This is a genomic window from Bacillus horti, from assembly GCF_030813115.1.
Taxonomy (GTDB): Bacteria; Bacillota; Bacilli; order Caldalkalibacillales; family JCM-10596; genus Bacillus_CH; species Bacillus_CH horti.
Window position 1 is genome coordinate 346,846 of record NZ_JAUSTY010000001.1, and the last position, 12,646, is coordinate 359,491.

The 12,646-nt window shown below is 40.2% G+C and carries 10 protein-coding genes; all 10 read right to left on the reverse strand.

Features of this window, described 5'->3' with window-relative positions; genetic code table 11:
• Positions 1 to 61: 61 nt before the first annotated feature.
• Positions 62 to 316 carry a DUF6154 family protein gene (locus J2S11_RS01625; RefSeq protein WP_307389997.1) on the reverse strand — a complete coding sequence of 85 codons (255 nt, stop codon included), beginning with the start codon at positions 314 to 316 and terminating at the stop codon, positions 62 to 64.
• Positions 317 to 336: 20 nt separating this feature from the next.
• Complete coding sequence (locus J2S11_RS01630; RefSeq protein WP_307389998.1) at positions 337 to 1,845, reverse strand: bifunctional metallophosphatase/5'-nucleotidase; 1,509 nt, start codon at positions 1,843 to 1,845, stop codon at positions 337 to 339.
• A gap of 169 nt (positions 1,846 to 2,014) precedes the next feature.
• On the reverse strand, positions 2,015 to 3,277 hold the full coding sequence (locus J2S11_RS01635) for an MFS transporter (RefSeq protein WP_307390000.1): 1,263 nt from the start codon (positions 3,275 to 3,277) through the stop codon (positions 2,015 to 2,017).
• A 509-nt stretch (positions 3,278 to 3,786) separates the two neighbouring features.
• Positions 3,787 to 5,184 (reverse strand): Fe-S cluster assembly protein SufB, encoded by a 1,398-nt coding sequence (gene sufB / locus J2S11_RS01640; RefSeq protein WP_307390002.1) that lies wholly within the window; start codon positions 5,182 to 5,184, stop codon positions 3,787 to 3,789.
• Between the two features lie 98 nt (positions 5,185 to 5,282).
• Positions 5,283 to 5,732 (reverse strand): Fe-S cluster assembly sulfur transfer protein SufU, encoded by a 450-nt coding sequence (gene sufU, locus J2S11_RS01645; protein WP_307390004.1) that lies wholly within the window; start codon positions 5,730 to 5,732, stop codon positions 5,283 to 5,285.
• The gene (locus tag J2S11_RS01650; RefSeq protein WP_307390006.1) at positions 5,719 to 6,942 is read right to left on the reverse strand and encodes a cysteine desulfurase; all 1,224 of its coding nucleotides are present in this window, start codon (positions 6,940 to 6,942) and stop codon (positions 5,719 to 5,721) included. Before J2S11_RS01650 ends, sufU begins: the two co-directional genes overlap by 14 nt.
• Positions 6,942 to 8,249, reverse strand: a complete 1,308-nt coding sequence (gene sufD / locus J2S11_RS01655) for a Fe-S cluster assembly protein SufD (protein WP_307390008.1) — start codon at positions 8,247 to 8,249, stop codon at positions 6,942 to 6,944. Before sufD ends, J2S11_RS01650 begins: the two co-directional genes overlap by 1 nt.
• A gap of 19 nt (positions 8,250 to 8,268) precedes the next feature.
• Complete coding sequence (gene sufC / locus J2S11_RS01660) at positions 8,269 to 9,054, reverse strand: Fe-S cluster assembly ATPase SufC (protein WP_307390010.1); 786 nt, start codon at positions 9,052 to 9,054, stop codon at positions 8,269 to 8,271.
• A 292-nt stretch (positions 9,055 to 9,346) separates the two neighbouring features.
• Positions 9,347 to 11,329, reverse strand: a complete 1,983-nt coding sequence (locus J2S11_RS01665; protein WP_307390012.1) for a TRAP transporter permease — start codon at positions 11,327 to 11,329, stop codon at positions 9,347 to 9,349.
• 87 nt (positions 11,330 to 11,416) lie between these two features.
• Positions 11,417 to 12,460: a TAXI family TRAP transporter solute-binding subunit gene (locus J2S11_RS01670; RefSeq protein WP_307390014.1), complete on the reverse strand. Its 1,044-nt coding sequence runs from the start codon at positions 12,458 to 12,460 to the stop codon at positions 11,417 to 11,419.
• Positions 12,461 to 12,646: the final 186 nt, after the last annotated feature.

Here is a 12,646-nt window from a genome sequence, read left to right on the forward strand (position 1 = left end):
ATCATAACGTATGCCATGATCGCGATGTTTGTTCCACGATGACTTGCCCATTTGAATAGAACTAGTGTATGTTTTTAGAATCAGCATGTGGGGTAAACTGTCCGATCCCCTCTTTGTCCATCTTATCCTTCAGTTTTTCAATAAGATAGTTGCCTAGCATCTGATAGACCTCTTCCTCTGACATTTCCTGAATCAATTTAATGAAATCGTCCTTACTGTGATCCTGTAAAGCGTACAGAACAAGAGCTATCGCATCTTCTTCGTCCCCGACTAATTGATCCTTATATAACTCGTACAAATCATCTATAAATTTCATTCCTTATCCCTCCTCTTCATCTATGACAGGTCTTTATTTAGCCATCTTTTTTGATACGAGCTAGACAATCCCTGTTCAGCTAGACGGAAAGCAAGCAAATCCCTTATAAATTCTGGAAGGAGATACGTAATTTTTTCAGCCTCCTGGAATTCCGGAAAGATATGTCCAAAGGTAAACATATCAATGGAAGCAATGTTATAGCTCTCCTCCTTTTGCAAGGGAACACCATTTGCCCATATATCCATGATTTCCTTCTGCTTTCCTCGTTCCCTGTAATGGATTTGCAATCCGTCTACCGCTAACGTTCCCATTATTTTACCTCTAAATCCAAAGCCCATAATGTGTAACCTTTCAATCTCTGGATTGAGAGAGTGCTGTAAGATGGACCAAAGCTGCTTTCCAGACATCTGTAGGATGCACGGGTTTATTGGATGTGGGCAAATATGTAAAAGTTGTTCTATCGTAACTACACCCTGCTTCAAATTCCCTAAAATTTGTCCCGTGTTGACTAAGGCAATCTCTGTACCACACCATCTTCTTAAGCTTTCCGCTAATAAGTTACCTAGCTCCGATTCACTGTGCCATTCTACCTGTAAATCCTGCTCGAGGACGGTCACCACTCTACTTAGCTTATCCTTTGCAATATTCTCCCATTTATGCAGCAGCTCTGTGGTTGCGATATCTTCAAGCGAATGCTCTGTCTCTATACAGCTTGATGCTATGTTATACCCTTTATCTGCGGCCTTTAACACATTCGTATCATTTGTTTTATATTTGGGTAACAATTGAGTTTTCGATTGATTGACCTCTTCGGACTGTGCACGAAGCTCGATCTGAATATGTCCAACGTATTTTCCGAATTTACCTGCCTGACTAATATGGCAGTCTTTTATTTTCTTCCCATCTGCCAATACGTGATGAGTATGAGCACCGATAATTAGATCTATTCCTTCTAGCTGCTCAGCAATCTGTTCATCTTTAGGTAAACCTAAGTGTGAAAGCAGGATAAGAACATCAACCTGCCCACGTAAAGCTTTTATCTGTTCTTTTAAAATTTCTATAGGATTTGTAATCCTCCAGCCAAGCAACTCATAAAACAAGTTGAAATTTGCTGTTACTCCCATTATGCCTAGCTTCCAGCCTGCCACCTCATGAATAGCATAAGGATCGAGCCAAGCTGGCTGTACACCTTCCATATCAAATAGGTTACCCAAGATCACCTGAAAGCGACGGTCATTATACAATTCAGAAAGCTGATCTTTTGAAAATGTTAGACCTTCATTATTGCCAATCGTAACGTAATTGTATCCTAATTGATTTAATAATGCTATATTTACCTGTCCTAGTGTACCATCCGTTAGAAAATGGGAGCGATCCGCATGATCACCTATATCCACCAAAAGGTAAGGCTCCTGTTGCTCTTCAAAGCTTTTCTTCAATTGCTTAATCGTCCGAACGACTTTTGGCCAATTGGGAAAATGGCTATGAAAATCATTCGTATGAATAATATGCAGTTTGTTTGTTTTCATATCTCCTATCTCCATGACCTTCGCCCCCACTTTGTACGTGAACTAGTATAACATTAGTCTTACCAATTACTGCATTAGTGCAAAACAGCCTTCACATTTAACTCTTGTGAAGGCTCTCATTAAAGAAATGATACTATTCCTTTTCTAATGTATCAAGCTTTAAGCTTACTTATCCTTTTCTTACCCAGATCATAATAGGTACCAAAATAAGAGATAATAATCCTCCAAAAAGCGATAGAGCAGTAAAGCTTGTTGATGAAACAACCATACCTGATAAAGCCCCTCCAGAAGCTCCAGCTAGAGCTATAAAAACATCGATCGCTCCTTGTGTTTTAGCACGCGTTTTTATTGTGGTATGATCGACTATAATTGTTGTACCACTAATTAAACCAAGATTCCACCCCAGTCCTAATAAGGCTAGTGAAACGATTAAGACTGTCATACTATCTCCGGAACCAAACGCCCCTATTACACCAGCCAAAATTAAGATGACTATGGCAATAAAAGCCATAAAGTATCTACCCGTTTTGTCTATAATATAACCAGTAAACAAGGAAGGAAGATACATAGCCCCAACATGTATGCCGATTACCAAGCCTATTGCTCCAACTGCATGTCCATGATGCTCCATATGGATAGGTGTCATCGTCATAATGGCAACCATAATGATTTGGGTTACAATCATGATTGAAGCACCGAGGATGATTCCTTTTTTGTTCATCTTGTTTTCAGATATATGTAAATCAGTTTCCGGTATATCCCCTTTGAGTTCCTGTTCCATTCGCTTAGCAAGAATAAACGGATCAGGTCGAAGGAAGAAGTAAAGGACAATTCCGGCTATAAAAAAAGCGGCACCTGCTAAAATAAAAGGACCTGCCAATGGAGGTATCCCTAGAGAAATTGCCACTTCTCCCATAACATTAACAAGATTAGGGCCAGCTACAGCACCAAATGTTGTTGAGACCATGGCTATGCTTACAGCTGTAGCTCTTTGTTTATTTTCAGCAAGATCTGTCCCAGCATATCTTGCTTGCAGGTTTGTAGCGGTACCTGAACCGTAAATAAATAAGGATAAGAATAAAAGGATTGGATTATGTAAAACAGCTGCCACAATAACACCTAATGAGCCTACTCCACCTAACATAAACCCTGTAAATAGTCCAATACGACGCCCAAATTTTTGTGTTAGTCTTCCTACCATAAAGGCAGCGAAGGCTGACCCTAAAGTAAATAATGCTGTTGGTAAACCTGCAAGTGCGTCCGTTCCTAACATTTGTCTTGCTAGAAGGGCGCCCACCGTAATTCCAGCAGCTAGGCCTGCTCCACCAAACATTTGTGAGATACTAACGATCCATAAGGTTCGTTTATATAATTTTCTTTTTTCTCCCTTAGAGATGACCGTAGAGCTTGTTGATTCGTCCTGTATGACCATGATACACCCCTACTCAATATGTATATATTCCGTAGCACCTGTAATCGCTATATAAGTATAAATCGTAACATAGTATTTGATTTTGTACTACTATTTCCTTTATAGGGCTTTTAGAGTTGAAAGGACATCGGAAAATCAAATTTTTATGAATTACTTGTGACTTACATTAGACAAAAAGAAGACCCCACCGAAGTGAGGTCATTTTCTCAATCAATAGGAATTGGGCATGGATTCGGGTCCCAATCGTACAATATGGTTTAATATCTGTAGCTAGTGCACCCGTAGATAAAGATAGGACTAATGCTAATGTAAAGAAACCCAGTAATAAATTTTTCCACCTCACAGTGGACACTCTTGTCTTGAGCTAATTGCTACTACTGCCTTCGCTATTCGGGACTTGAACCCTATAGATAGCGCACATGCTGGGCGCACATAAATAAGCCCTCACTTTTTGTGAGGGCTTAAGCTTCTTCTCTAAATATATTGAGCGTCTACTAACATGTGTATACTTAACCTATACTACCTTCCATCTCGAACTTAATCAGACGGTTCATCTCAACGGCATATTCCATTGGAAGCTCCTTCGTAAATGGCTCAATGAAGCCCATTACGATCATTTCTGTTGCTTCCTGCTCTGAAATCCCACGGCTCATTAGATAGAACAACTGCTCTTCAGAAACCTTGGATACAGAAGCTTCGTGCTCTAACGTAATGTTATCATTTAAGATTTCATTGTATGGAATCGTATCAGACGTAGAAAGCTCATCCATAATGATCGTATCACACTCAATGTTCGCTTTGGAACCTTGAGATTTACGACCAAAGTGACAAAGTCCTCTATACGTCACCTTACCACCTTGTTTACTAATTGATTTGGAAACAATCGTAGACGTACAATCTGGAGCTAAATGCACCATCTTCGCTCCAGCATCCTGATGCTGTCCTTTACCAGCGATAGCGATAGAAAGCACACTTCCTCTCGCACCACGACCTTTCATAATGACAGCTGGATACTTCATCGTAAGCTTACTTCCGATGTTTCCATCTACCCATTCCATTGTTGCTTGCTCTTCACAAACAGCACGTTTTGTAACAAGGTTGTAAATGTTAGGAGCCCAGTTTTGGATTGTTGTATATCTAGCTCTAGCGTTCTTTTTAATGATAATTTCAACAACAGCACTGTGTAGAGAGTTTGTGCTATACACAGGAGCTGTACATCCTTCTACATAGTGCACAAAGCTATCCTCATCAGCGATAATCAATGTTCTTTCAAATTGACCCATGTTTTCAGAGTTAATTCTGAAATACGCTTGTAGAGGTGTATCACACTTCACGCCCTTTGGAACGTAGATAAAGCTTCCACCAGACCAAACCGCGCTATTTAATGCAGCAAACTTATTGTCTGTTGGAGGGATAACGGTAGCCCAGTGCTCTTTAAAGATTTCCTCATGCTCACGAAGAGCCGTATCCGTATCCGTAAAAATAACACCAAGCTTCTCTAAATCCTCTTGCATGTTATGGTATACAACCTCAGATTCGTACTGAGCAGAAACACCTGCTAGGAATTTTTGCTCTGCCTCTGGAATACCAAGCTTATCAAACGTATTCTTAATCTCCTCAGGAACCTCTTCCCACGTCTTACTTGTTTTTTCAGAAGGTTTAACGTAATACACAATATCATTAAAATCTAGTTCTGATAAATTCCCACCCCACATAGGCATAGGCATATTATAGAAATGCTCCAAGGATTTCAAGCGGAAATCCAGCATCCATTGTGGTTCACTTTTGATTTTAGAGATTTCTCGTACAATATCCTCTGTTAGTCCACGGTTTGCACGAAAGATAGACACATCTCGATCCACAAAACCGTATTTATATTCCCCAATATCAGGCATTTGTTTAGCCATGAGTGAGTCCTCCTTTCAAATTTAAACGGTCATCAGCTCATGATGACAGTATCCATTTCATCTAAGTGTAAGCTTGTTAAGCGATATATTTGATAAGTTTAATACTGAATATCCTTTTTCCCTGTGCCCTTCTCCATAGCTTTCCATGCTAGTGTAGCACATTTTATCCTTGCTGGAAAATTTGTTACTCCCTGAAGAGCTTCAATATCCCCCAAGTCAAAGGATTGGTCGTCATATTCCTTACCTAACATCATATCTGAAAAAATCGAGGAGAGCTTTAGAGCGTCATCCACCGTTTTCCCTTTAATGGCCGTTGTCATCATGGAAGCAGAGGCAAGAGAAATGGAACAGCCTTCTCCTACAAATTTCGCTTCACTAATCACTCCATCCTCAATGAGCATCTGAAGCTGAATGCGATCTCCACACGTAGGATTATTTAGATTAACCGTTATCGTCCCATCCTCAATTTCACCGCGATTTCTAGGATTCTTATAATGATCCATGATAACCTGACGGTAGAGTTGATCTAGATGACTACCCATAGACATGACCGAAATACTCCTTTGCTTTGATGAGGCCTGCTACAAGCTTATCAGCATCCTCTTCCGTATTATATAAATAGAAGCTCGCTCTCGCTGTTGCTGTGACATTCAACCATTTCATTAATGGCTGTGCACAGTGATGGCCAGCTCGAATCGCTATGCCTTGTGAATCTAATACCGTTGCCACATCATGAGGATGAACCGTATCCAAATTAAATGTGATAACCCCAGACCGTTTTGCTGGGCCAAAGGAGGTAAATCCTTCTATAGTATTTAGCTTCTCCAAAGCGTACGTAGCCAACTCCTGCTCATGCTTTAAAATATTCTCCAATCCAATCTCTGCTAAGAAATCGATAGCAGCTCCTAAGCCAACAGCACCAGCAATCAGTGGTGTACCCCCTTCAAATTTCCAAGGGAGCTCCTTCCAGGTAGATTCCTGAAGATCTACAAAATCAATCATCTCACCACCAAATTCGATTGGCTCCATCTGCTCTAATAAATGCTGCTTTCCATACAATACACCGATACCAGTAGGCGCACACATCTTATGACCTGAGAAAGCATAAAAATCACAATCTATGTCCTGCATATCTACCTTAAGATGAGGTGTACTTTGTGCTCCATCCACAACCATAACGGCTCCATTTTCATGAGCGATGGAAGTGATCTCTTTAATCGGATTAATCGTTCCTAACACGTTCGATACGTAAACCATGGAGACAATCTTTGTATTAGGTGTAATCGTTTTTCTAGCGTCTTCAATTGAAATGGTTCCATCCTCTTGAAGAGGAATATATTTAAGCGTAGCTCCAGTCGCTTTAGCCACTTGCTGCCAAGGAATGAGATTACTGTGATGCTCCATCGGAGTAATCACAATTTCATCCCCTTCACGGCAAACAGTCCGTGCATAGCTAGAAGCTACAGTGTTAAGGGCTGTTGTGGTTCCACGTGTAAAGATAATTTCCTTCGTGCTTTTAGCGTTGATAAAACGCCTTACCTTTTCACGAGCTCCTTCATACCCTTCCGTTGCATAATTCCCTAGTGTATGCACACCGCGGTGTACATTGGAGTTGTAACGACGATAATAATCAGATACGGCCTCAATGACCTGTACAGGCTTATGAGAGGTAGCCGCACTGTCCAAATAAACTAGTGGATGGCCATTCACTTCCTGATCTAGAATAGGAAACTGCGCACGGAGCTCTGTGGCGTTCATTATTTGACTTTCCTTTCAATCAGCTCAACTAAACGTTTCTTTAAGCCTTCTAAAGGAATGAGCTCTACTACAGGAGATAGGAAGCCTAAAATAATCAGCTTTTCAGCGTCTTGCTTCGAAATCCCTCTAGACATCAGGTAGAACAGCTGCATCGGATCCACTTTCCCAACGGAAGCCGCATGACCTGCTCTCTCTACATTCTCATCAATTAAAAGAATCGGATTCGCATCCCCACGGGCCTTTTCACTAAGCATTAGCACTCTTTCTGTTTGCTCACCTGTTGACTTCAAGGCACCCTTTTCGATTTTAGTGATCCCGTTGAAGATAGCTCTAGCAGACTCTCTCATTACACCATGGCTAAGCATTTCACCTTCAGTATAATGACCTGTTTGAACCATTTTTTGTACAAAGTTCAGAGACTGCTCTCCTGTTCCAACAACGACAGATTTTGTATCCCCAATGGCCCCTTTACCCTTTAGATACGTTGTGTTATCTGAAACGGTATTTCCACTATGCATTTGGCCTAGTGCCCAATCAATTCGCCCATCATTAGCTACGTTTGCTTTTCGATACACATAGCTTGTTGTTTTTGCTCCAAGATGGTCTACAGCAGCAAAGGTTACTTGAGCGTTATTGCCAACGATCACTTCAGCAACGTAGTTATTAATTCCATCTTCGTTATCACTACCGAAGTAGTTCTCAACATACGTAAGCTGACTATTTTCCTCTGCAACAATTAAAATGTGAGGAACTAGTCCAATCTGACTGTTCTCTTGCCAGAATAAGCTTTGCAAAGGCTGCTCAATTTGTACATTTTTCGGAACGTATAGGAATACACCACTATTCATTAAAGCAGCATGAAGAGCACTAATCTTATGCTCATCTACTTTGGCTACTTGATTCATATAATATTTTGAAACGAGGGCTTCATGCTCCTTTATGGCTGTTTTAATATCCGTAAAGATAACACCCTTGCTTTTAAGATCCTCTGCTAATGCATTAAAGATAGGCTGCGAATTTTTGTGTATTACAATATTCTTGGCATCCTCTTCTGCTCCACCTAGCATGTCATGAACCGTTTTAGGCAATTGAGCTACTTCTGTAATAAAAGCCTCTTCTCCTTCATGAGCTGTAGGCAGCAACGGCCATGTATCAATCTTCGTTTTCTCTATAACAGGTAGAGATAACTTTTCACTTAATTCAAGACCTTGAAGACGCAATTCCAATAGCCATGCAGGTTCTTGATGGCGTTGTGAATATTGAGTCACATACTCGCGGTTGAAGTTGACTTTGGTTTCCACTGTCATCACAATCCCTCCTTACCGCTTAAGCCTCTTGGCCAACAGTTTCGTCTTTGATTCCTAATTCTTGTTTAATCCAATCATAGCCTTCTGCTTCAAGGCGTTGAGCTAGCTCTGGTCCACCAGATTTCACAATACGTCCTTGCATCATAACATGAACAAAGTCCGGTGTAATATAATTCAACAAACGTTGATAGTGAGTAATAATTAAGAAGGCACGATCAGGGCTACGAAGATCATTAACCCCTTTTGATACTACTTTAAGAGCATCAATATCTAAACCTGAATCGATTTCATCTAGGATACAAACTCTAGGCTGTAGCATAAGCATTTGCAGAATTTCATTTCTTTTCTTCTCTCCACCAGAGAAGCCTTCATTAAGATAGCGCTGAGAGAAGGAATTATCCATTTCTAGCACATTCATCTTTTCGTCAAGCGTTCTGATAAACTTCATTAAAGAAATTTCATCGCCTTCTTCACGATTAGCGTTAATGGCTGAGCGTAAGAAATCAGCTGTTGTTACTCCACTAATTTCGCTTGGATATTGCATAGCAAGAAATAGTCCTGCTCTTGCACGCTCGTCAACCTCCATATCTAAAACATCTTCACCATCAAGCTCAACAGACCCAGCAGTGACTTCATAGCTAGGGTGACCCATCAATGAGGATGCAAGTGTACTTTTACCCGTTCCGTTTGGTCCCATGATCGCGTGGATTTCTCCACCCTTAATATCTAAAGAGAAATTCTTTAAAATTTCTTTTCCTTCGATGGATACTCCAAAATCTTTGATTTTTAACTGTGGTGCTGACATTCGACATACCCTCCTATATTTAAGTAAATCATTCTTGATTTCTATTAATTATCAATGATTATCATTGAACCTCATCATATAGTATATCATATGTAGAAATCAAGAAAAGTACTTATTACAAGACAGAACCTATGACTACAATCATAGACCCCTTATATTGTAATAATTATTAGTTTGTATTATTTATATTTTAACATATAAAATAGGTTTTGCCTAATTGTAAAAGGCAAAACCTATTCTAATTTTGTTCAGCGCTAGTTATACATGTATAGATAAATTATACATACATACATTACATTACTACTTCTGAATTGTTTGTCTCTTTTTTGTAGCCAATATATTGGAAGAGAATGACTGCAGCTATGATAGAAAATCCAATCATATCTGTCAAAAAGCTTGGATTCATAAACAGTAACGCTCCACCTATTGCCACGATTCTAATGAACACATTCATCTTTTTAAACAGATAGCCTTCAGCACCAGCCCCAAGCATGACCACTCCAGTTATCGAAGTAAGAACGACAACTGCCCCTTCAAGCCATGTCGTATCCATTAAAAGCAAGGAGTTACTGTATACAAACATATAAGGAACAATAAATCCTGCTATGGATAGCTTCATTGATTGGAATCCTGTTCTCATTGGATCCCCACCAGATATTCCAGCTGCAGCAAAGGAGGCCAAGGCCACAGGAGGTGTAATATTAGCAAAAATACCAAAGTAGAATACAAACATGTGAGCAACAAATGGCTGTATCCCCAATTCTACTAAAGCAGGTGCAGCCATTGTAGCCGTAATAATATAGGTTGGAATACTAGGTAAGCCCATTCCAAGCACTATACAAGCAAGCATGGTAAAGACTAGGGTGAGGAATAAACTTTGTCCACCTAATAAAACAATACCATTAGCAAGCTTCAAGCCGAAGCCAGTTAATGTGGCTACACCTACAATTATACCTACAGCTGCGCAAGCAATCGCTACTCCAAGAGTATTTCTAGCTCCCATTTCAAGAGCTTCTACAATATCTTTAAAAGACATTCTTGTGGTTTTTCTAATCATGGCCACTAGAATGGTTACAATAATGGTTAGGAAGGCAGAAAAGATGATCGTTCTTCCGCTGAAAAAGAGCATGTACATTAGAAACAATAAAGGTAAAAGTAGATGCCCTCTCTCTTTCATAACTTCCTTAACACGAGGTAAATCTGCTCTCTTAATTCCTCTTAGCCCATCCTTTGAGGCGCGCAGATGAACCTGAGTAATGATTCCAATATAGAAAAGCAACGCTGGTAAGATCGCTGCGAGAGCAATTTGTGAATAAGGCATACCGAGCATTTCAGCCATAATAAAGGCAGCCGCTCCCATAATCGGAGGTAAGATTTGCCCACCTACCGATGCGGACGCTTCCACCGCTCCTGCGAAGTTCCTCTGGTATCCAACCTTCTTCATCAAAGGAATGGTAAAAGCTCCAGTGGTGACAACATTAGCGACAGCTGCTCCATTAATACTTCCTAGCATTCCACTAGCAAGAACGGCAACTTTTGCCGGTCCGCCCTTTGTATGACCAGCTAAGGCTAAGGAAATATCATTGAAGAACTGCCCCATTCCAGATTTACTAAGAACGGCACCAAATAAAATAAATAAAAAGATATATGTTGCTGATACTCCAATCGCTGTACCGTAAATTCCTTCTGTAGTGGTATACAAAAAATTAGAAAGCTGTTCCCAATCAAATCCACGATGTCTGAAAATCCCCGGCAAGTTGCGTCCAAACAATCCATATAAGATAAATAGGATGGCTAATAAAGGAAGAGCCCATCCGGTTACTCTTCTTGCCGCCTCAAGAACAAGAACAATTAGAATAGTAGCAAATACCACATCCCACTGATTTGGTAATCCACCTCGATTTACGATACCTAAATACTCAACAAACATATATACGGTTGTTGATAGAGCGAGAAAAGAAAAAATAATATCGTACCAATGAAGCTTGCTTCTTTTTAGTCTTTGAAAGGCAGGATAAAGTAAAAAGATTAAAACAAGGGCAACCCCTACGTGTAAAGAGCGGTGCTTTAAAGTCACTGGCCCACTAAAATAGGAGGTATAAAGATGGTACAATGAGAAGGCTACTGCTATGACGGTTATCAAAAGAGCCATACCCCGTTTAAAAGAACGGAATCTAGATTCTTGGTCATACTTTTCTAGTAGCTCCTTTTGATCATTAGACAGTTCCTCTTCCTGCCTATTATCTGTCGTGATTTCCTTTGATGTCCTACTCATCACATCACCTCTTTTCAATTCGCATTTCTACTGCTTGATGATGAGGAATATCCTCAGGCTTAATCAACAGCCTTGTCCTCTTCACGCTTAATCTATCGCTCCCACCTCTTTAAGATATTTCTCTGCCCCAGGATGAAATGGCACAATCATCCCTTCTGCAACACCTTCAAGATCGATTTCCTTTGCTGCATTGTGCGAGTTTTGAATTCTGTCAATGTTTTCAAACATTGTTTTAGTCAGTACATATACAGCGTCCTCAGATAGCTCTCCACTTACTAAAAGGAGATTTTGAATACTAGCCGTGTGAATATCCTCAGTATTGTCATACGTATTAGCAGGAATAATATCAGCTGAGAAGAAAGGATAGTGCTCAGCTAAATAATCCATTGCCGCCCCTTCAATGGGTACAATGACAACATCAGCTGATGTTTGTAGATCCATAATCGTAGCATTTGGAAGGCCACTCGTTACAAAAGCGGCATCAACCAAGCCATTTTTAATCTGATCAATCGCTTCACTATAAGAAAGATAGTCAACATTAACATCATCATAGGTCATTCCATGGGCTTCAAACATCATACGTGCGTTTAATTCAACACCAGAGTTTGGAGCCCCCACTCCAACACGTTTTCCCCTTAAATCTTCAAATTCTGTAATCCCAGTAGCTGCTGTAGTTACAATTTGAACATGATTTGGGTATAGAGAGGCCATTCCTCTCAGTTCCTCTACTGGTTCCTCACCCTCAAAAGCTCCTGTCCCTTCATATGCCTGAAGAACAGCGTCACCCATTGTTATGGCAAGCTCTGCACGTCCAGTTGTAATTAAATTGATGTTTTCAACAGATGCTCCAGTGGCTTGTACGGATGTAAAATGACCCAGCTCCCTTTCAAATAAGTTGGACATAGCCCCACCAATAGGATAATAAACCCCTGACGTTCCACCAGTAGCAATTGTGATAAATAACTCTTCATCCTGTTCGGCATTTGAACCAGTATCTGCATCTGATCCTGACCCTGATTCAGAACCTGTATCTGATTCACCAGTCGAATCTCCTCCACCACAAGCTGCTAGGAAAAGGACTAACATAAGAGTGAACGAAAGCAGTATAGGTAAACTTTTTCTTTTATTCATTGATTCTCCTCCTTATTAATCATTGTGTGATTTAAGAAACAAAACGATAGTGAAAAACGCATCCAAAAGTGATGGTAACTAGTCATTCTATTCTTATATCCTTTCTGCATTATGTAAATGCAAATATCATGCCAAAACGAATGAAGAAACTCAAAGGAGACAGTTGCCTAGTATCTTTGTAAACGC